Raw genomic sequence first — 17,018 nt, 5'->3', positions numbered from 1 at the left:
GCGCCCGGTTCGAAATAATTCACTGCTGGCGCATAAAAAATCATCAAAGTGAGCGTTATGTCGACAATTCCACGTACGATCCATTTGGTTGCCCCTTCAGGCTACTGCCACAATCCTGCGGCCGCAGCGCGCGGTGTGACACGTTTGCAGGCTGATGGCCACCGGGTTGATAACAGCGGCATTATTGCCCGCCGCGAGCAACGTTTTGCCGGTAATGACAGCCAGCGTCTGGCCGATATCAACGGCCTGGTACAGCTTAATCCCTTGCCGGATATCATTCTGGCAGTACGCGGAGGTTATGGTGCCAGCCGACTTTTACCACATATTCACTACGCGGCACTGCGTGAGCGGCTGGCCGGTGCCCCGCTCGCCCTCTGCGGCCACAGCGATTTTACTGCCATTCAGCTGGCGTTATTGGCGCAAAGTGGGATGCAAAGCTTCAGCGCGCCGATGCTGGCGGGTAATTTCGGCGCTGAGGTTTTGTCTGATTTTACCATTGAACACTTCTGGCGCGCGCTAACTTCGCCTAAATTAACTCTGGAGTGGACGACAGTCTCACAACGCGTTCAGGCAACCGGTACAGTTTGGGGCGGCAACCTGGCGATGATCGCTTCACTGATCGGCACACCGTGGATGCCGGATATTCAGGACGGCATTCTGGTGATCGAGGATGTGAATGAACATCCTTTCCGTATCGAACGCATGCTGTTGCAACTGCATCAGAGCGGTATTCTTTCCCGCCAGAATGCCATTATTATCGGCAGTTTTAGCGGAACCACTTCTACGGATTACGACAATGGCTACGATTTCACCAGTGTCTGGAACCTGATACGCGATCTGACGGGTATTCCGGTAATTACCGGGTTAGCGTTCGGCCACAGCGCGGACACCGTCACCTTGCCCCTTGGCGCCCAGGGAATGCTGACGGTGGAGAATACCGCCGCTTCGTTACAGGTATCAGGACATCCTGTGCTGCGCTGATCGTTGGGAGCGCAAAAAAGATGAAACAGTTATATGAAGATCTCTGGGTATCCACCCCGGAATTTCCTACCAGTGACGATGAACCCGTATTGATGATGCATGGTTTCTTACTGCAACATGTGCGTGGCAACCTGCTGATATCACGGGTTGAACACCCGGAGGACCACCAGATGATTGCGGATCAGGGGGGCATTATTCGCCACTATCTGACGCACTGGCACGAAGCCAGTCCGGGTACGCGGCGCTTACAGCAACGTTTCAACTCCGCACTCTACTGTCATGCGCGTGCATTAGGCCAGGTCAGCCACTTTGCCGAAGCCGATGCCACGTTCAATGCAGCGGAGGTCCACTGCGGTAGTTTTCATGTGGTGCCCACCCCGGGGCATACGCCGGGCAGCACCAGCTATCTGTATGCTTCTCCTCATGGTAAAACGTATTTATTCGTCGGTGACACTGTCACGCTATCCCATGATCGTTGGGTCACCGTGCTGGTCGATGAAAGTAATGAGAGTGAACTGCGGCAGACGCTGGAGTTTTATCGCGCGTTACGCCCGGATGTGGTCCTGATGGGCACCACTGCCGGGCATCTGGCATGGAAGGAAGTCGATGTGCGCCAGTGGCTGGCGCTGCTGGATGAAGCGGAAAATAATGTGCTGGATCTGCGCCACTCGGTACTGCCGATTGGCGGACATTAGCGGGGTATTCTGCTCTTCTTTCCGCTCAGCATCGGTTGGCAGATAAGGATGACGATCAGTTTTTCAGCCGGGACATCCCCTGCACTTCGTCCAGGTTCACGGCCTGGGTGCGCCCGGTTGCGTCGGTATAGACCAGCATTTTAGTGGCGTTATCCAGGTGAGGTTTACCCTCCACCACGACCGTACTGCCATCCCGCATATGCAAGATGTGGTCGCTGGTACACCCTGCCAACACTCCCATCATCATTAACACCATCGCACTTGCCATCATCTTGTTCATGCTGCTCTCCTTTTTAACCGGTGCCCTATTCTAGTCCCGCTGGGAGCCCTGTTTTGCGGTTTGCTGCCTTTCTTCCTGCCAGAGCGGAAATAGTGTTTGAACCCGGCATAAGATACCTGTATTTTTATCCAGCAAAAATGCACAAGGAGCAAAAATGTTTGTTGAATTGATTTATGACAAGCGCAACGTAGCCGGTCTGGCCAATGCCGAACAACTTATTCTTAATGAGCTGGAAAAGCGGGTCAAGAGAGTGTTTCCTGACGCACAGGTCAAGGTAAAACCCATGCAGGCTAACGGTGTGAAGAGCGACGCCAGTAAAAGCGATAAATCCACGCTGTTACGCATCGTTGAAGAGATGTTCGATGAAGCCGATCAGTGGATGGTATCAGAAGAATTTTGATGTATATGTGCGGTGACATGCCAAATTTTTTGAATTTAATGCGTAAAAAAGATGCTTTTCATTTGCATTTATTCAGATTCGTCTTATTATTTATTTTAATAGATTTCCCTGGTGTTGGCCCGCATTAAAGCTCTTAGCGGGCTTTTTTTTGTCTAAAATATCAGCTTTTGTAACCAGTTAGCCTCCTATGCAAGCCCTGCCACTAAAGTTCCCCTCTGCGATGCCGAAAAATTAACCATCACAATAAGAGACCAATGGGGCATGCTATGGCCACAATTTATATTCCCTCACTGATGGGATTACTGAGCGATGCGGAACGACAGAAAGGGGCGAGCCTGACGCGCGAAGAGGTAGAAGCACTGCGCGATACCGCCATGTGTGTGTCTATTCCCGATCGTATCGCCTTTGCGCTCGATCCGTCACAGAACTTCAGTGATATAAACCCGGAAAACTGCTGGGACGAGTGGTCCCGCTTTCGACATCGCGGTGAAACAGCGCGGCTGTCATCTGATTAAAACGATGCGCCTTAGCGTCGCTTATTCGCAGCCAGCTCTTCTGTCAGCAAATCGCACACTTTCGCGGCAAAATCTGAGCTGTCGCGCAGCATCTGAATGGCTTCTTCAAGGGTCTGTGGTGGCATCTGCCCCACAATACGCCAGCCGAGGGCGATATTTTTAGCTTCTTCAAGCCGTTCAAATTGATGTTCGCCAGATGCAGTTTCAGACACGATCTTCTCCTGATTTACCTTTTGGACCTATTTTACGTAGCCTGGTGACGTCATCACAACCCCGCCGCTGGATTTAAATCAGCCATTGCCTGCTTTTCAAGCGTTTATCGCTTAAAAAAGGCGTTTCCTTGCCTTAATTCAGATTAATGCCAGCCTGAAAGCGCGGAAAAACTGACTCGCAGAGGGAAATTTATCACTTGTTTCACTAAGGTTTATCAGGAAAAGAGTCTGATTCGGACAATTGATCATGATAAATAAAAAACCGCCCAACTAAGGGCGGTTAATGTATTTACTTTTTTATCAGCTGTAGTACGGCAGTTTGCGGTCAACACCATTGATATTAAGTGTCACATACCCTGTCGGCACGCTGCTGGCAGGGGCGGAGGCGACGCTGGTGGCCATCGTGGCGACCCCGTTTTCATTTGCACCAAAGCCCGCCAGCCCGTTATGTAAACTGAGACGGGCATTCGGCGTGACCGTACCGATCTCCGTTTCATCCAGCGTTTCCGTCAGGTCCGGTGTAAACAAGGAACACTCGCCCGCCTCAAAACGCGTCGGGCCGGTTGAGCGTAAATTAAACATCGTGTCACCACTCCCCGCCTTCAGTTTGACCCACACTTCAACGATATTTTCATAACTACGTTTGTACTTCACATCCAGCACTGCCGGCTGCCCGCGATGGAACATATCGCCCCATACGGCAGTGGCGCAGCGCTGAAAGTTCAACCAGGTCATCCCGCTGGACACCGCCTGCGTGGGATTACCCGCGACGCCGGAAGGATTGGCCGTCGACATTTTGCCCAGCAGTTCGATCGTCCACTGCTGATTGACCTTCGGAAAGATAAATTTGCCCACCTTGAACCATTTATCACTGGTGGTGGTGTTCGTCAGTTTATAGCCGCTGTACCAGCCCGCCTTCATCGAACCGGTCATTACCGTGCCGTAGTTTTCATCCCGACGCCAGCCGTTCTCATAGCCGGAAAGCCAGCGGCCCGGGGCGTTATCGAGGTTCACTTTCGCCCCCGCCTGAAGGTTAAGCTGGCGGACCAGCGCCCGGCTGTTACTCATATACAGCGGGTTGTCGCAGTTCTCGACGCTGAGGGCATCAACAATCCACTGTCCGTTGGTCAGATCACCAGGGAAACGGGTATGTTCTATCCATACGTTACGAATAATCCCCTGGGTCATTCTCGGCATCATCAGCGTGGCATCACCATAACCACTCTGGAAGTTGGCGTTGGTCAACTCGACCGCCGTGGAATGGTCCCAGACGCCCCGGGGTGAGTTCGACCAGCCGATATCGAAGACGCGGGCATAGGTCGTCTGCGAATAGATCTGGTCAAAACGACTGTCGAGCGTATCCAGCAGTTTCACCGCCGTGCCGCCGTTATTCTGCACGCGGAAACAGCGGATGTTAACGAACTGCCCTTCAATGGTGATGTTTTCAAAGAAGGGCTGTACGTTCGACAACATATCAGGCGTGATCGCCCCGGTATTGACGGTGGTATCGGCGCTGGCCTGACCATTCCAGCTAATGCCACGGATCACCGTACGACGGGCATTCACTTTGAGCACCGGGTTAATCGACTTATCCGACACGATCACCGTACGCGGTGTCACACCGTATGGACTGTCATCACCGTACAGGGCGAAGCAGGCAATCTCACTGGCCGTCAGATCAATCGGGTTGATCAAAAACTTACCGGCCGGAAAGCGAACACCAATGTTTTTCGCATTGGTATCGTATCCCTGCGACCACTTGAACATACGCAGGAAAGCATCGCTGTCGTCGGTAACTCCATCCCCGCGGGCACCAAAGTGGTACAGGTTCACCTGTTCGGTATCATTAATAATACGCTTCCAGAAAAAGCCGTTACCTTTGGCCACACTGCCCCCGTCATCACTCAATGGCGATGTGCCGAGGAAGCCGACAAAATCGCCGCCACCGTGAAAGGTCGAGTCTTTATCGTAATAACGTTTCAGCATGGCAATATCACCAGCCTTCGCGGGTGCGGTGGTACGCAGATCGGCAAAGCAGTTAACTTCAATCATAAAAACCTCCGGATAAAGACAGGAAAACCTGTCAGGAATGCCCTGTGGGCAAGAAGAAAGGAGTGGTCATCGATGCCGGGAAGCGGCACGGAAAGGTGACTGACGTCGGGATGTTGGGGATACCTCCTCAGTAGATTGTCGGGTTGATGTTGGTGATCTTCAGTCCGTTGGCGTGGTTTTCATTGCCGTGGGCGCAGCACCTGAAAAATCAGTGCGACGTTGCCTTTAGCCCGCCAAACCGCCGCGCAAAAAATGACATTGATGACAATCGCTGCCCAGTGCGTATGGGCATAGACGTCGAAGAGAAAACGAAAAGGCACAGAGGCGTAAGCCAGAATGATCATATAGGCCAGCCACGATGCCCACCGCTGATGCCGGGCCCCGGCTTTATAGAAGAACATCAGGCGCAGCACGATTGCTGAGCACACCACCACGTTGGTGATGACCATAGGATCATTTGTTACCATGAGGTCCTCCTCTCCAGCGCGCCAGCCACTTTGACGGGTCCTGCTGGCTGAAAAACGTTAACGTTTTAATCGCCAGCGCAGACAGCAACACCGCCCCCAGGCCATCCAGCGGTTTATCGCTGTACCCCAGTAGTAGCGCCATCTTCGCCCCGACCAGTCCTGCGCCATAAATACCTACGATCCACGACACCATAAAATAGGCTGCCCGACGGATAACCTGGAGTTCTGCTGCCGTCACAACATAGAAAACGGCACCGGCAAAAGCGCCAAACAGAACACCGTAGTCGGTGGCGCCGATAAATCCGGCCACACCAGCACCTTTGGTGACTGCAGCCCCCAGGCTCACTGCGAATATCATTGCTGCCATGTTGCCCCCTTTGCTGTGCCCTCTTACCGATTAAGGGATAAAAAAAACCCGGCAAATGCCGGGTTGATAAACAGTTAGCGCTGTCATGTCGGTAACTGTGTTTTTATAAAGTTACATCGATTTTTGCGTACGCGTGAGTCGGGGATGTTATTTTTTATGTTTTTTTTAGTGCCGCCGATAACCAAAATCATCAATCATGATCGTAATCAAAACATGCTGTGCATGGCTGGGACAGCATAAAATCTCAGCGATAGCCTGATAACGAAGGAACAACATGAACGCTGCACTACTCTTTTCTCTGCTGCTGATCGGTGGGCCATTAATTGGTTTTTTAGTGATTATCGGTATTTGCCTGCCGGGCGTTCTGCTGGCGTTATGGCATCAGTTTGAAGAGCGAATGCATCTCAGAAGCAGACATTAGCCCGGCCCTTTGCAGGCGGGCTGTTCTGTGTTTTTCAGGCTGCCGATAGTCGATGCAGATGACGGGTGTCCAGCGTTTGCCGTGCCTGATGCAGGCTGTAATTTGTCTGTATTTTCATCCAGGTTTCCGCCGTACTCCCGACAACGATAGCGAGACGCAACGCCATCTCAGGTGTTACCGCCGTATATCCTGACAACAACCGGCTGGCCGTTGAGGGTGCAATTTCCATTGCCCGGGCGAACTGGCGGACGCTAACGCGCATATCATCCAGTGCTTCTGCAATGATCTCGCCAGGGTGAGCAGGGTTAGCCATTTTCATCAGTGGTAATCCTCCAGGTTAAGAATCTCAGCATCGCCATCAATAAACGTAAACGTGATACGCCAGTTACCCGATACGCTAACTGACCACATTTCCTGCCGATCACCTTTGAGCGGATGCAGGTCGTAACCAGGCATATCGATCGCTCCGATTTTTTCTGCCGCATCAATCACGGTCAGGCGGTTCCTTATTCGACCCACCAGCTTTTGTTCGATACCGCTACTATCATCTTTTAGAAAGAATTTTTTTAGTCCCTTATGCTTAAAGCTTTTAATCATGGCGCAGTCCTTGTTCCGTGATGTGGAACATCATAGCAGGTGTTCCACCTCGTGCAACAGTCAAAAGGCATCACCTTTCGACAGCGCGTGGAAACAGCGGCGACCTGGCAGAGCGAGGGCTGTGATGTCGTGATAGATGTAGTTTGTTATGGTTGATATAAATGAGATAGATACGATCAGGCTATTTCGCCACCGGGAAATCGGCATAGCGGGTGGTATACGCGGGAGATAACATTTCCCGCTTCATCGCCCAGGATTTTTCGATGCCCTGCCCGGCAAACCATACCTTTCCCTTGCCCGACTGGTTCAACTCATCCAGCACCTGCATCAGTGCTTCACTATTGGGCTTCGGCTGATACTCATCAAACAAGTTGAGCTGGGCCTCGCCCCGGCTGAAGAAATCCCCCAACATCACCCCGGCTTTCATATAGCGATGCCCTTCAATCCAGATACGATCGAGGGCCTCCGTTGCCACACGGAGAATGTCACGCGTATCGTTAGAAGGGATCAATAACGTGCCGGAAGCCTGGTTGCCATAGAAAACTTCCCCTTCCGCATGCGGGCTGGTGCGCAGAAAAACGCTGATAAAACGGCAGAACTGTTTTTCCTGCCGCAACTTTTCGGCGGCGCGTTCGGCATAGGCACAGATGGCCTGGTGCATCTCTTCATAATCAGTGATGCGGTGCCCGAACGAGCGGCTGCACATAATCTGTTGCTTGGTGGGGGCAAACTCTTCCACCCCGAGGCATGGCTCGCCGCGCAGTTCACGGGCGGTTCTTTCCAGCACCACATTGAAATGTTTGCGGATCACCCACAGGGACGATTCCGCCAGTTGCAGCGCATTCTCTATGCCCATCCCATTGAGTTTTTTACTGATCCGCCGACCAACGCCCCACACCTCTTCTACCGGCACCAGCGCCAGTAACTTACGCTGGCGGTCAACATTCGACAGATCAACCACGCCGCCAGCCCTGCGCCACTTTTTCGCCGCATAATTGGCGAGTTTTGCCAGCGTTTTCGTCGGCCCAATTCCCACGCCCACCGTCAGCCCCGTTTCTTTCAATACGCGGCTGCGCATCTGGTGCCCAAAGGTTTCCAGCGGCATGCAATTTTCCACCCCGGCAACATCAATAAAGGCTTCGTCAATCGAGTAAATCTCAATGCCCGGGGACATCTCCGTCAGTAACATCATCACCCGCTCACTGAGGTCGGCATAAAGCGCGTAGTTAGAGCTGAACACATGCACATGCTGGCGCTGCAGCTCTTGTTTCAGCTTAAAATAAGGCGCACCCATTTTGATCCCCAGCGCTTTGGCTTCCGCCGAGCGGGAGATCACGCACCCGTCGTTATTGGATACCACGACCACGGGTTGCCCGCGCAGGTCCGGGCGGAAAACCGTTTCGCAGGAAGTGTAGAAACTGTTCACATCCACCAGCGCATACATAGTTATTTGTGTGCTTTAAGGGTAAAGGTCACCACGCCGAAAATCTCCAGCTCTTCCTCACTCAAAAAGACGATCGCGGAATACTCGCTGTTATGGGGAACCAGTTGCAGTGTGGGCCGGGTACGCAGCTCTTTGACCGTAAATTCTCCGGCCACAGCCGCCACCACAATATCGCCATGCACGGCGGTCAGTGAACGATCGACGATCAACAGATCACCGTCACCGATCCCTGCCCCACGCATCGAGTCCCCGCTGACTTTGATAAAGTAGGTGGCGCTGGGGTGCTTAATGGCAAACTTGTTGAGATCGAGGCGATCTTCAACATAGTCCTGTGCCGGGCTGGGAAAGCCACACGGAACGCGCTCAAGGAATAAAGGCAGGTGCAGGGCGTGATAACTGTCGGTCGGGCGGATGAACTGCATAAGGGGAATCTCAATAATACTGTATTTATATACAGTATCGCTGAATCTGTGCTGCGATCAAGCGCCTTGCGATGAGATTCTGGAAAGCACCTGAAGTGGCGGGAAATTTAGTTGTCGATGCGTCTTCACCATCACCGCGACACACGTTGTTGCCTGCAACGTTCTGAGCAGTAGCGCACCTCTTCCCAGCAGTTCGCCCATTTTTTGCGCCAGCTGAAAGGCCGCCCGCAGACGGCACAGATTTTAACCGGGAGCTCACTCTTTTTGTTCACAACGCCTCTCCGGCATCCAGGCGGGCCAGAAGCTCTTCACCGTGTTGCCAGAGCGCCTGCTGCCGGACATCGGTCATACGCTCAAGGTTTTTATACGTCAGGTTCATACGCGGATTATCCCGCAGAATATCGCTATGGCGCATCAAAAAATGCCAGTAGAGGGCGTTGAACGGGCAGGCATTGTCGGTCGTGCTTTCACTGACTTTATATGCACAGCTACGGCAGTAATCAGACATACGATTAATATACTGTCCGCTGGCGCAGTAAGGTTTAGATCCCAGATACCCCCCGTCGGCATGCATCACCATACCCAGCGTATTGGGGAGTTCAACCCAGTCAAATGCATCCATATAGATCGCCAGATACCACTGACATACCTCCTCTGGTGCAATACCCGCGAGCAGCGCAAAATTGCCGGTCACCATCAGGCGCTGAATATGATGGGCATAGGCATGCTCCAGGCTTTGACCGATAGTTTGCCGCATGCAGTTCATCTGTGTTTCACCCGTCCAGTAGAACTCAGGCAACACCCGTTGATTAGCAAACCGATTACCGCTGGCGTATTCGGGCATTTTCAGCCAATAGACGCCGCGTACATACTCACGCCATCCAATCAACTGACGGATAAATCCTTCGGCAGCATTGAGTGCAACATGGCCTGCCTGATAGGCAGATGCCACATCAGCACATAACTGGCGCATATCAAGCAGACCGATATTGAGTGCCGCACTGATGCGAGCATGGAACAAAAAAGGCTCATCGCTGGCCATCGCATCCTGATAGTCGCCAAAGGCTGCAAGACCGTAATCGAGAAAATAATCCCACAGAGTGCAGGCATCTTCATGAGTAACCGGATAATCGAAAGAGGCGGCTGAACCGTAATGATGGCTAAAATGTTCACCCACCAGTGCCATGACGTCACGGGTAATGGCGTCTGCACTGAAACGTGCCGGGTACGGTGCGGTGACGTTTTTGGGCAGCGCTTTACGGTTTTCAGCATCAAAATTCCATGCCCCACCGACAGGACTGCCGTCGCCGTTCAGCAACAGCCCACTCTTACGACGCATCTCACGATAAAAAAACTCCATGCGCAGCTGTTTTTTACCTGCAGCCCAGGAAGAGAACTCACTGCGCGTGCACAGAAATCGGGTATCGCTATGCCAGTGAATCGGGAAGCTACACGCCTTTATCGACGCCTCCAGTCGCCAGTCCCCGCACTCGGTCAGATGCACTTCGTCCGGCGCCACCAGCGACTGCCAGCGCTTGAGTTCCCCGGGTATTGATCCGCTGTTTTTCGGGTCATCGAGAGTGACATACTCAACCCGGATGCCACGTTGCTGTAACGCCTGGGCAAAATGGCGCATGGCGCTGAAGATCAATATGATTTTTTGCGGATGATGAGGAACATAGCTGGCCTCCTCCATGACCTCAACCAGTAAAACCGTATCGCGCTCCGCATCCAGCCCCTGTAATGAAGCCAGATCAAACGATAGCTGATCGCCCAGAACCAGGCACAACCGGTGCAGCTTATTCATGACATTGCGACCTGCGAAAATGATATGTAAGAATGCGTTAAACCGGGCCTGTCGGCGTTTAACAGCAGATAAGCACGATTAGCATAGCATTTGCCGTTGAAGAAAACCGTCACTGGCACAAACCCAGTGGCTGTCCTTTAAACCGGGTAACAGGCCGCTATTTTTATCGAGGAAAGAACGTTACCCCGGAGCGCGGCGCTGAACCTGATCCGACAATAGTGTATGTGGCAAAACGGGACGGCGAAAAAGCAAAAACCGCCCATCCGGCGGTTTGTGACAAAATCGGTAACGGTTACTGCTGCAGGGTGAATCTCGTTTCGCAATGCGGGCATTTCATCGGTGAGGCTTTTGATTGCATGGTGATCGACTGTCGGCCAGGTCGGTGACAATCAGGGCATTCCACTTCGGTGGTAATCAGCTTAATCCGCTCCATTGCATACTGGAAGTAGGTCATGACCATTTTCCTCTTGTATCCGCGTGAAAGATAAAACTAACATAGCGCGCTAATGGTTAACCAGAGCTTATGTTAATTTTTTACCTATTCTTACAGAACCGGAGCGGGAAGTGATGCCATTGCCTTTTCGCCCCGCGATAGATTCTGCCGTACAAAAGGAGAGAGCATGATCAACAAAACCACCTTACTGATAGCCATCGCGGCTCTTACAACCGCCTGTTCACCACATCAGCCGAAGCAACAGCGCAGTGAAACGCCTGAATGCCGTACCTGGCGCACCATGATGACCGCCCCGCTGGCACCCGATGCATACGGCAGACTAAAAGCTGACTGTGAAAAATCCGTGGGCCGCGGTGACAGTATTCGTCCTGATTGATCGCTGTATGGGGTGTTCAGGGGCAAATCACTCAGGATGCCGTTTTGCTCTGAGCGCTTCGCCTGGCATCACAAGGTGGAGATCGATTGAACCTCATGCTGAAAAACGTAAGGGTCAGACAACAGTTCAAACACCTCATCATCCGGGTAAGTGACGGCAATCTGATAATGCTCTCCGGCAAATGCCTTCACGGCATTCAGATCCTCCCACCACGTCGCCAGGAAGAAATGCTCCCAGTCCCCCTGCGTTTCGCGTCGGACAGCTGCGCCTTTGTTACCCGGCGTCCCTGTTGCATGCTCCACCCCAGTCTTCTGCAAATGAGCGCTAAACCCTTCAGCGTGTTTGAGAGGCACGCAGCCGTGCCATGTCCTGACAATCATTGATCCATTCTCCTAAAGCGATCACACACATAAGATATCCACTATTAAGTCATACCTTGCCGATGCTATGCAAAATTGAGTGTTTTTACGAAAAAGACGCGAGTGCACTGGATAATATTTACCCGTTGCACCCACTCCTTTACCCTCAGTTCTGGATGATGTGATAACAAGGAAACGTTATGGAAAACGGTTTTAGTATTGCCATGACTCCGGTCCAGTTGGCAGCCGTCATGGCTGATGAGTCAGTGCTCACTGAGCGTATCTGGGGCAGTATCGGGTTTCTCGGTAGTGTGCTGGAGCTGGCCGGTGCCACTGCCCTTTGCCTGGTCCCGGAACCTACCGGAGTGACGAAAGCGGGATGCATTATTGTGGGGGCGCACAGTCTGGATGGGATGAGTGCTTCAGCCTGGCAGGTGTATTCCGGCAAACCAACGGCCTCAATGACCGCTCGCGCTACGGCGGGTATCGCAAGTGAGCTGGGCGCAGATAAGTCTACGGCTGACCAGATCGGTATCGCCGTGGATGTGATACTCCCGTTCTCAGTAGCGGGTACGGCTCGTGTGGCATCGGTCAGAATGGGACAGGTTAATTTGATGAGGCATGAGGCCGTGAAAGGTTTTTCGGGCGGTGGGCATACTTTGAGAAAGCATGTGGGCAAATCTGAGCGTGAATTACTGGAAAAGGTTAAGAGGGGTATTCAGTCAGGTTCATTCAAAGAAGGAAACGCTGCCAGCTCTTTCATTTCTCTGCATATTGCCGAACAGGCCATAAGCAAAGCCGTTAAAGCCAATCGGGCTGAAATTCGGCAATGGGCAAAGAGTAATAGCACTGATAATGAATCTCACCTTATTTTTAAGTATAACGTTAAGAAAAATGTAGGGATCATTGTTAAATATGATTCAACTGAGGCAGTTAAAGCCACCAGAATTGAGGTTGTTATGAAGAAAAAAAGATTCAACAACAAACCTTATTACATCACCACAGCTTATCCGGTACTTTAAATATGAAAAAATTCACCAGCATTAGTAACTTTTTCATCATTTTTTTTGGACAGGACAGTGATGAATATGGTGAAAGTTATCCAGAGATTGTAGATTCTGCTTTTAAGATTTATGTGGAAGATGGTGGTAATTATCTCAATAACCTAATCACCAACATTGATGACTTTCGTAAAAATTACCCGGACAATGAGTCCGCTGCTGTTGCCCTGAATGAACTTACCGGAGGGTCTGCGGGCAATACGAGATGTTACACACCAACACTTCTTGAATTTCTGGAGTGGCTTTCGTCCACTCTAAAACAAAAGCGTGATGAGTATAACGCCAGATAATACTCTACGGCCCACATCCATGTGGGCCACTGTCACCGTGTTACCTTCCTGAATGTCTCCGGCAAATGCCTTCACGGCATCCAGACACTCCCACCACGTCAAATGCTCCCAGTCCCCCTGCGTTTCACGGCGGACAGCTGCGCCTTTGTTACCCGGCGTCCCTTTTGCATGCTCTACCCCAGCTTTCTCTGCAAATGAGCACTAAATCCTTCCACGTGTTTGAGAGGCACGTAGCCGTGCCATGTCCTGACAATCATTCATCCTCGTAAAGCGATCACACACATAAGATATCCACTATTAAGTCATAACTTACCGATGGTATGCAAAATTGAGTGTTTTTACGAAAAAGACGCAGGTGCCCTGGGTAATATTTACCCGTTAATCCTACTCCTTTATCCTCAGTTCTGGATGATGTGATAACAAGGAAACGTTATGGAAAACGGTTTTAGTATTGCCATGACCCCGGTCCAGTTGGCAGCCGTCATGGCTGATGAGTCAGTGCTCACTGAGCGTATCTGGGGCAGAGAAGTAAACGCTGCCAGCTCTTTCATTTCTCTGGAGATTGCCGAACAGGCAATAAGCAAAGCAGTTAAAGCCACCAAAATTGAGGTTGTTATGAAGAAAAAACAATTCAACAACAAGCCTTATTACATCACTACGGATTTCCCGGTAATTTAAATATGAAAAATTTCACCAACATTAGTAACTTTTTCATCGTTTTCTTCGGGCAAGACAGTGATGAATATGGCGAAAATTATCCCGACATTGTCGATTCTGCTTTCAAAATCTATATTGAAGATGGTGAAAACTATCTGGATAATCTGATCCGTAATATTGATGATTTCTGCCAGACTTATCCGGACAATGAATCTGCCGCTGTCGCTCTGAACAAGCTGACGCGATATTTAGCCGGTGACACCCATTATTATACCCCGACACTGCTTGATTTTCTTGCGTGGTTATCTGCCTCTCTGAAGCAAAAGCGGCAAGAAGATCGCGCTAAATAACATGAAAAATAAACTTGTCGTCGTGTTATTCAAGGAGACTTACTATGGTAAACCCTACTATATCCTTACTGCTTATCCTGTGCCGGGGTAACTGATGAATGATCATAAATGGATTAGCGATTTTTTCGTGGTTTTCTTCGGGCAGGACTCTGACGAATACGGAGATACTTATCCGGAAATTGTTGATACTGCCTTTAAAACCATCTCCAGGCATGGCATGCAACATATTGATGATTTGATTAATAGCATCGATCTGTTTCGGGAAACTTATACCGATAATGAGTCTGCGGCATCGGCTTTAAACACGTTGACGAACGGATTGGCTGGTGACACCCATTATTACACCCCAACGCTACTTGATTTCCTGGCGTGGCTATCTGCCTCTCTGAAGCAAAAACGTGAAGAATATCACGCTAAATAATTCGAAACTGAAAATAAAAACGGGAACCCTAAAGTTCCCGTCAGCACAGCATCAGCAGGGCTGATTACATGTGTTTGATCATCGCGTCGCCAAACTCTGAAGCTTTCAGCAGTTTAGCGCCGTCCATCTGACGCTCGAAGTCATAGGTCACGGTTTTGGCAGCGATTGCGCCTTCCATGCCTTTAACAATCAGGTCAGCGGCTTCGAACCATTCCATATGACGCAGCAGTAGCATGATAAAGATTAATTAACCAATTGATATTTATCACATAAACATTACTGCCACCGGGTTCTTATCACTCTTTTTTCTGGTGAAAAATAATTTATATAACATCAAGTTAAAAATAGTTTTGCAGAAATACATTTCAAAGAAAAACCCACATAAGACTATCCATGACACATTGGTTTGCAGGCCGTGTCTAAATCGTCGGCCTGCCAAAATCATAGTGCTGTGTAATCGTCAGTATGACCTTCCCCCTCACGATCACTTCACTTAGAGCCTCACCTTCGATACTCTCACCGTCTGGCGTCACTATGCAGCCACCCATCAGCTTGCCTATGCCCTGCTCTCCAAATATCTCATAACACAGCGTGTCGCCGTCACGGGGTGTTATGGCGGCATCAACGACATATGTCAGCCCGCAATGATCGATCAGTGAAGTTGCTGAAGGGTGATGAATAAACAGCGTGTTCAGGTTTATCCGGTCTTCAACGTAATCAGCAGCAGGTGAAGGAAAGCCCATAATCAGTATCCCCCATTGTTAGGATTGAACAGCTGGAACGTCCGGCGCTCACCCTCTTCCGTTGAAACGTCGCGGAACGTGCTCTGATAGTGCTCTATCCACTGATTAGCCTCTTTCAGCGTCCATTCGTAGTTAACCCTTTCTAACGCTACGATAAAGTCAGCGGTGGCTACTGTTCGCCGCCCGCTGGACTCAATTTTAATGCTCGCCCTGAACCGCCGCCGGTATGTCATCTCGTCTGCCCACAACTCACCTCTAACACTGTTTGGATATACAGTATTATTTGATCAACTAACGAGAATGGTCAACCGCGGCGGCAGGGGAAATTGTCATGGCGATGATCTGGTGGGAAATTTAGATTGCTGGCGGTGCAGGCCATGAAATTTGTGATGTGGAACTTGCAGTCGAAGTATCAACCGCTTCTAAGTCGTCAATGTAATCCATCAACAAGTTAAGAGAAGTTGATTCAGCGCTAGTTAACTTTCGACCCATTAATAATTTTGTTTGCCAGACAGTAATCTTCTGTGTGGCTTCAGCTAACAAATTATCTTTTTTGCCTTCAGCAATTATCAACTTCTCAATGTCAGAGAGTGGTGGAATATCAACCCAAGCGGGCAGCCCGTCATTGCCAGCAACGCGAACTTTTCCAACTCTCGTTGTGAACACAAATTCATTTGCAATATCGTCCGTCACTTCTTCCGCATCAGGTGGCCAAGTTCCTGCCAATAGATATGAAGCCTTTGATTCCAGCAAATAGAATGCGTTTGTTGTTTTGCTATATGCGTACATTATATTCTGCCCTCTGCCATCCAAAAAAATGCGCTCGGCGAAGGTGTAATCCCTCCGCTACCAGCCAGTCTGTATGCACGACCCTGTACGCCAGTATTTGTGAGAGTGCTATCGGTAATTATGATTGATTGCATTGCGTCAGGGGTAGCGGCCTGCCGACATCCGAATGTCATTGCGAATGGTGCGGATAAAAAGGCGACGGGGAAATTTATAGTCCAGTCGGCCCCTGAAGTAGCAACTGCGCTACCCCATTGCCTGGCGTACCCACCTGGTAAGCGTTGAATTCCACCCACTGAGAGTGTTGACGCGAAACTATTCATATCAGGGATCTGATTAGCACCGGTTCCGATGTTAGCTACTGCTGCCGTACCAAGGCCAATATTACCGCGAGCCAGTGCTTGTGCCGCAATTCCTGCTACTGCTATTTCAGAGAGGTTGTTTGATGCTTTCAGCAATCCTGCAATCAGAGACTGTACGAACGCTGTCGTTGCAAGCTGCGTATTGCTAGTGCCTACTGCCGCAGTTGGTCCTTTCGGGGTTCCTGTGAATGTAGGGCTGTCAAGCGGCGCGCCTCCGAGCTTAGTCAGCGCTGCTGCCGTGTTGACTATTTCTGATAAGTTATTTCCTGGCTGTAAAAATAGCTTTTTCAAAGCGGTTAATAATTGATTCCGGGAAGTTTTGCTGAGTGCGATAGATGCACCTTCAATTACCCCTGCAAGTTCTTCCTGAAGAGAATCAAAAAAGTCCTGATCCAGCGCTGTAGGTAATTCCCCGGTCTGTGGATTTCCAGCCGTAAAACCGTTTTTACCCACGCCAAATTTATCAACCTGAGCAGTTGATGTGTCAATACGATGCATA

The 17,018-nt window shown here is 50.5% G+C and carries 28 protein-coding genes and 2 pseudogenes; 11 read left to right on the top strand and 19 right to left on the bottom strand.

Annotated elements, in window-relative coordinates; all coding sequences use genetic code 11:
• The first annotated feature begins 57 nt into the window (after window positions 1–57).
• Both ldcA and FVB43_RS19145 read left to right on the top strand, forming a co-directional pair.
• A complete protein-coding gene (ldcA, locus tag FVB43_RS19150) occupies window positions 58–981 on the top strand; it encodes a muramoyltetrapeptide carboxypeptidase (RefSeq protein WP_167864558.1) in 924 nt (307 codons plus the stop codon).
• Between the two features lie 20 nt (window positions 982–1,001).
• Complete coding sequence (locus FVB43_RS19145; RefSeq protein ID WP_167864557.1) at window positions 1,002–1,676, top strand: MBL fold metallo-hydrolase; 675 nt, start codon at window positions 1,002–1,004, stop codon at window positions 1,674–1,676.
• A gap of 55 nt (window positions 1,677–1,731) precedes the next feature.
• On the opposite strand, the gene FVB43_RS19140 is transcribed toward FVB43_RS19145, so the two are convergent.
• On the bottom strand, window positions 1,732–1,956 hold the full coding sequence (locus FVB43_RS19140; protein WP_133843364.1) for a YgdI/YgdR family lipoprotein: 225 nt from the start codon (window positions 1,954–1,956) through the stop codon (window positions 1,732–1,734).
• Window positions 1,957–2,110: 154 nt separating this feature from the next.
• On the opposite strand from FVB43_RS19140, the gene FVB43_RS19135 reads away from it, so the two are divergent.
• Entirely contained in the window at window positions 2,111–2,356 is a 246-nt protein-coding gene (locus FVB43_RS19135) for a DinI-like family protein (RefSeq protein WP_133843362.1), read from the top strand.
• Between the two features lie 266 nt (window positions 2,357–2,622).
• The gene (locus tag FVB43_RS19130) at window positions 2,623–2,871 is read left to right on the top strand and encodes a hypothetical protein (RefSeq protein WP_133843360.1); all 249 of its coding nucleotides are present in this window, start codon (window positions 2,623–2,625) and stop codon (window positions 2,869–2,871) included.
• A gap of 11 nt (window positions 2,872–2,882) precedes the next feature.
• On the opposite strand, the gene FVB43_RS19125 is transcribed toward FVB43_RS19130, so the two are convergent.
• From FVB43_RS19125 to FVB43_RS19110, 4 genes are all read right to left on the bottom strand, one after another.
• Window positions 2,883–3,083 (bottom strand): hypothetical protein, encoded by a 201-nt coding sequence (locus FVB43_RS19125; protein ID WP_133843358.1) that lies wholly within the window; start codon window positions 3,081–3,083, stop codon window positions 2,883–2,885.
• Between the two features lie 300 nt (window positions 3,084–3,383).
• A complete protein-coding gene (locus tag FVB43_RS19120; RefSeq protein WP_167864556.1) occupies window positions 3,384–5,135 on the bottom strand; it encodes a glycosyl hydrolase family 28-related protein in 1,752 nt (583 codons plus the stop codon).
• Window positions 5,136–5,314: 179 nt separating this feature from the next.
• Window positions 5,315–5,602: a phage holin family protein gene (locus FVB43_RS19115; protein ID WP_133843354.1), complete on the bottom strand. Its 288-nt coding sequence runs from the start codon at window positions 5,600–5,602 to the stop codon at window positions 5,315–5,317.
• Window positions 5,589–5,969: a putative holin gene (locus tag FVB43_RS19110; protein WP_133843352.1), complete on the bottom strand. Its 381-nt coding sequence runs from the start codon at window positions 5,967–5,969 to the stop codon at window positions 5,589–5,591. Before FVB43_RS19110 ends, FVB43_RS19115 begins: the two co-directional genes overlap by 14 nt.
• Window positions 5,970–6,243: 274 nt before the next feature.
• Between FVB43_RS19110 and FVB43_RS19105 the strand changes: the two genes are divergently transcribed.
• Complete coding sequence (locus FVB43_RS19105; RefSeq protein WP_159337277.1) at window positions 6,244–6,390, top strand: hypothetical protein; 147 nt, start codon at window positions 6,244–6,246, stop codon at window positions 6,388–6,390.
• Window positions 6,391–6,424: 34 nt separating this feature from the next.
• Here the strand turns inward: FVB43_RS19105 and FVB43_RS19100 are convergent, their stop codons facing one another.
• The 7 genes from FVB43_RS19100 to FVB43_RS24910 all read right to left on the bottom strand — a co-directional run bounded on the left by FVB43_RS19100 (window position 6,425) and on the right by FVB43_RS24910 (window position 11,114).
• Window positions 6,425–6,709, bottom strand: a complete 285-nt coding sequence (locus FVB43_RS19100) for a HigA family addiction module antitoxin (RefSeq protein WP_159337278.1) — start codon at window positions 6,707–6,709, stop codon at window positions 6,425–6,427.
• Window positions 6,709–6,987: a type II toxin-antitoxin system RelE/ParE family toxin gene (locus FVB43_RS19095; protein WP_133843348.1), complete on the bottom strand. Its 279-nt coding sequence runs from the start codon at window positions 6,985–6,987 to the stop codon at window positions 6,709–6,711. The genes FVB43_RS19100 and FVB43_RS19095 overlap by 1 nt, the downstream gene beginning before the upstream one ends.
• A gap of 181 nt (window positions 6,988–7,168) precedes the next feature.
• On the bottom strand, window positions 7,169–8,431 hold the full coding sequence (gene umuC / locus FVB43_RS19090) for a translesion error-prone DNA polymerase V subunit UmuC (RefSeq protein ID WP_167864555.1): 1,263 nt from the start codon (window positions 8,429–8,431) through the stop codon (window positions 7,169–7,171).
• Between the two features lie 2 nt (window positions 8,432–8,433).
• A complete protein-coding gene (umuD, locus tag FVB43_RS19085) occupies window positions 8,434–8,853 on the bottom strand; it encodes a translesion error-prone DNA polymerase V autoproteolytic subunit (protein WP_133843318.1) in 420 nt (139 codons plus the stop codon).
• A gap of 131 nt (window positions 8,854–8,984) precedes the next feature.
• Window positions 8,985–9,125 carry a DUF2256 domain-containing protein gene (locus tag FVB43_RS19080; protein ID WP_167864554.1) on the bottom strand — a complete coding sequence of 47 codons (141 nt, stop codon included), beginning with the start codon at window positions 9,123–9,125 and terminating at the stop codon, window positions 8,985–8,987.
• Complete coding sequence (locus FVB43_RS19075) at window positions 9,122–10,660, bottom strand: cryptochrome/photolyase family protein (RefSeq protein ID WP_167864553.1); 1,539 nt, start codon at window positions 10,658–10,660, stop codon at window positions 9,122–9,124. The genes FVB43_RS19080 and FVB43_RS19075 overlap by 4 nt, the downstream gene beginning before the upstream one ends.
• Window positions 10,661–10,952: 292 nt before the next feature.
• Window positions 10,953–11,114 carry a YnfU family zinc-binding protein gene (locus FVB43_RS24910; protein WP_213202313.1) on the bottom strand — a complete coding sequence of 54 codons (162 nt, stop codon included), beginning with the start codon at window positions 11,112–11,114 and terminating at the stop codon, window positions 10,953–10,955.
• Between the two features lie 166 nt (window positions 11,115–11,280).
• Between FVB43_RS24910 and FVB43_RS19070 the strand changes: the two genes are divergently transcribed.
• The gene (locus tag FVB43_RS19070) at window positions 11,281–11,490 is read left to right on the top strand and encodes a hypothetical protein (protein ID WP_197931306.1); all 210 of its coding nucleotides are present in this window, start codon (window positions 11,281–11,283) and stop codon (window positions 11,488–11,490) included.
• Window positions 11,491–11,558: 68 nt separating this feature from the next.
• Here FVB43_RS19070 and FVB43_RS19065 read toward each other — a convergent pair whose 3' ends face one another.
• The gene (locus FVB43_RS19065; protein WP_133843308.1) at window positions 11,559–11,870 is read right to left on the bottom strand and encodes a hypothetical protein; all 312 of its coding nucleotides are present in this window, start codon (window positions 11,868–11,870) and stop codon (window positions 11,559–11,561) included.
• A 179-nt stretch (window positions 11,871–12,049) separates the two neighbouring features.
• On the opposite strand from FVB43_RS19065, the gene FVB43_RS19060 reads away from it, so the two are divergent.
• A complete protein-coding gene (locus FVB43_RS19060; protein ID WP_133843306.1) occupies window positions 12,050–12,871 on the top strand; it encodes an RNase A-like domain-containing protein in 822 nt (273 codons plus the stop codon).
• A gap of 2 nt (window positions 12,872–12,873) precedes the next feature.
• Window positions 12,874–13,200 (top strand): contact-dependent growth inhibition system immunity protein, encoded by a 327-nt coding sequence (locus FVB43_RS19055; protein WP_133843304.1) that lies wholly within the window; start codon window positions 12,874–12,876, stop codon window positions 13,198–13,200.
• Window positions 13,201–13,254: 54 nt separating this feature from the next.
• Here FVB43_RS19055 and FVB43_RS24680 read toward each other — a convergent pair.
• Window positions 13,255–13,457, bottom strand: a pseudogene (locus FVB43_RS24680) (hypothetical protein); the annotation flags it as partial.
• A 175-nt stretch (window positions 13,458–13,632) separates the two neighbouring features.
• Here FVB43_RS24680 and FVB43_RS19050 point away from each other — a divergent pair.
• From FVB43_RS19050 to FVB43_RS19040, 3 genes are all read left to right on the top strand, one after another.
• On the top strand, window positions 13,633–13,878 hold the full coding sequence (locus tag FVB43_RS19050) for a hypothetical protein (RefSeq protein WP_133843302.1): 246 nt from the start codon (window positions 13,633–13,635) through the stop codon (window positions 13,876–13,878).
• Window positions 13,879–13,880: 2 nt separating this feature from the next.
• Window positions 13,881–14,207, top strand: coding sequence for a contact-dependent growth inhibition system immunity protein (locus FVB43_RS19045; protein WP_133843300.1), 327 nt, complete (start codon window positions 13,881–13,883; stop codon window positions 14,205–14,207).
• 94 nt (window positions 14,208–14,301) lie between these two features.
• Entirely contained in the window at window positions 14,302–14,628 is a 327-nt protein-coding gene (locus FVB43_RS19040) for a hypothetical protein (protein WP_133843298.1), read from the top strand.
• 64 nt (window positions 14,629–14,692) lie between these two features.
• Here the strand turns inward: FVB43_RS19040 and FVB43_RS19035 are convergent.
• The 5 genes and pseudogenes from FVB43_RS19035 to FVB43_RS19015 all read right to left on the bottom strand — a co-directional run.
• Window positions 14,693–14,860, bottom strand: a pseudogene (locus FVB43_RS19035) (NADP-dependent isocitrate dehydrogenase); the annotation flags it as partial.
• Between the two features lie 187 nt (window positions 14,861–15,047).
• Window positions 15,048–15,371, bottom strand: coding sequence for a S24/S26 family peptidase (locus FVB43_RS19030; protein ID WP_167864551.1), 324 nt, complete (start codon window positions 15,369–15,371; stop codon window positions 15,048–15,050).
• Between the two features lie 2 nt (window positions 15,372–15,373).
• Window positions 15,374–15,604 carry a DNA polymerase V gene (locus FVB43_RS19025; protein WP_167864550.1) on the bottom strand — a complete coding sequence of 77 codons (231 nt, stop codon included), beginning with the start codon at window positions 15,602–15,604 and terminating at the stop codon, window positions 15,374–15,376.
• 121 nt (window positions 15,605–15,725) lie between these two features.
• Window positions 15,726–16,160 (bottom strand): tail fiber assembly protein, encoded by a 435-nt coding sequence (locus FVB43_RS19020; protein ID WP_167864549.1) that lies wholly within the window; start codon window positions 16,158–16,160, stop codon window positions 15,726–15,728.
• Complete coding sequence (locus tag FVB43_RS19015) at window positions 16,160–17,017, bottom strand: gp53-like domain-containing protein (protein ID WP_167864548.1); 858 nt, start codon at window positions 17,015–17,017, stop codon at window positions 16,160–16,162. The genes FVB43_RS19020 and FVB43_RS19015 overlap by 1 nt, the downstream gene beginning before the upstream one ends.
• Window position 17,018: the final 1 nt, after the last annotated feature.

Source organism: Erwinia rhapontici (assembly GCF_012271765.1).
GTDB classification, from domain to species: Bacteria; Pseudomonadota; Gammaproteobacteria; order Enterobacterales; family Enterobacteriaceae; genus Erwinia; species Erwinia rhapontici.
The sequence above is the reverse complement of the archived record's forward strand: the minus strand, read 5'-3'. Positions and strand labels throughout refer to the sequence as shown.

Bases quoted from the DNA above. Each gene is read 5' to 3' on its own strand.
- ldcA (WP_167864558.1), top strand. From the start codon at position 58: ATGTCGACAATTCCACGTACGATCCATTTGGTTGCCCCTTCAGGCTAC.
- FVB43_RS19145 (WP_167864557.1), top strand. From the start codon at position 1,002: ATGAAACAGTTATATGAAGATCTCTGGGTATCCACCCCGGAATTTCCT.
- FVB43_RS19140 (WP_133843364.1), bottom strand. From the start codon at position 1,956: ATGAACAAGATGATGGCAAGTGCGATGGTGTTAATGATGATGGGAGTG.
- FVB43_RS19135 (WP_133843362.1), top strand. From the start codon at position 2,111: ATGTTTGTTGAATTGATTTATGACAAGCGCAACGTAGCCGGTCTGGCC.
- FVB43_RS19130 (WP_133843360.1), top strand. From the start codon at position 2,623: ATGGCCACAATTTATATTCCCTCACTGATGGGATTACTGAGCGATGCG.
- FVB43_RS19120 (WP_167864556.1), bottom strand. From the start codon at position 5,135: ATGATTGAAGTTAACTGCTTTGCCGATCTGCGTACCACCGCACCCGCG.
- FVB43_RS19115 (WP_133843354.1), bottom strand. From the start codon at position 5,602: ATGGTAACAAATGATCCTATGGTCATCACCAACGTGGTGGTGTGCTCA.
- FVB43_RS19110 (WP_133843352.1), bottom strand. From the start codon at position 5,969: ATGGCAGCAATGATATTCGCAGTGAGCCTGGGGGCTGCAGTCACCAAA.
- FVB43_RS19105 (WP_159337277.1), top strand. From the start codon at position 6,244: ATGAACGCTGCACTACTCTTTTCTCTGCTGCTGATCGGTGGGCCATTA.
- FVB43_RS19100 (WP_159337278.1), bottom strand. From the start codon at position 6,709: ATGAAAATGGCTAACCCTGCTCACCCTGGCGAGATCATTGCAGAAGCA.
- FVB43_RS19095 (WP_133843348.1), bottom strand. From the start codon at position 6,987: ATGATTAAAAGCTTTAAGCATAAGGGACTAAAAAAATTCTTTCTAAAA.
- umuC (WP_167864555.1), bottom strand. From the start codon at position 8,431: ATGTATGCGCTGGTGGATGTGAACAGTTTCTACACTTCCTGCGAAACG.
- umuD (WP_133843318.1), bottom strand. From the start codon at position 8,853: ATGCAGTTCATCCGCCCGACCGACAGTTATCACGCCCTGCACCTGCCT.
- FVB43_RS19075 (WP_167864553.1), bottom strand. From the start codon at position 10,660: ATGAATAAGCTGCACCGGTTGTGCCTGGTTCTGGGCGATCAGCTATCG.
- FVB43_RS24910 (WP_213202313.1), bottom strand. From the start codon at position 11,114: ATGACCTACTTCCAGTATGCAATGGAGCGGATTAAGCTGATTACCACC.
- FVB43_RS19070 (WP_197931306.1), top strand. From the start codon at position 11,281: ATGATCAACAAAACCACCTTACTGATAGCCATCGCGGCTCTTACAACC.
- FVB43_RS19065 (WP_133843308.1), bottom strand. From the start codon at position 11,870: ATGATTGTCAGGACATGGCACGGCTGCGTGCCTCTCAAACACGCTGAA.
- FVB43_RS19060 (WP_133843306.1), top strand. From the start codon at position 12,050: ATGGAAAACGGTTTTAGTATTGCCATGACTCCGGTCCAGTTGGCAGCC.
- FVB43_RS19055 (WP_133843304.1), top strand. From the start codon at position 12,874: ATGAAAAAATTCACCAGCATTAGTAACTTTTTCATCATTTTTTTTGGA.
- FVB43_RS19050 (WP_133843302.1), top strand. From the start codon at position 13,633: ATGGAAAACGGTTTTAGTATTGCCATGACCCCGGTCCAGTTGGCAGCC.
- FVB43_RS19045 (WP_133843300.1), top strand. From the start codon at position 13,881: ATGAAAAATTTCACCAACATTAGTAACTTTTTCATCGTTTTCTTCGGG.
- FVB43_RS19040 (WP_133843298.1), top strand. From the start codon at position 14,302: ATGAATGATCATAAATGGATTAGCGATTTTTTCGTGGTTTTCTTCGGG.
- FVB43_RS19030 (WP_167864551.1), bottom strand. From the start codon at position 15,371: ATGGGCTTTCCTTCACCTGCTGCTGATTACGTTGAAGACCGGATAAAC.
- FVB43_RS19025 (WP_167864550.1), bottom strand. From the start codon at position 15,604: ATGACATACCGGCGGCGGTTCAGGGCGAGCATTAAAATTGAGTCCAGC.
- FVB43_RS19020 (WP_167864549.1), bottom strand. From the start codon at position 16,160: ATGTACGCATATAGCAAAACAACAAACGCATTCTATTTGCTGGAATCA.
- FVB43_RS19015 (WP_167864548.1), bottom strand. From the start codon at position 17,017: ATGCATCGTATTGACACATCAACTGCTCAGGTTGATAAATTTGGCGTG.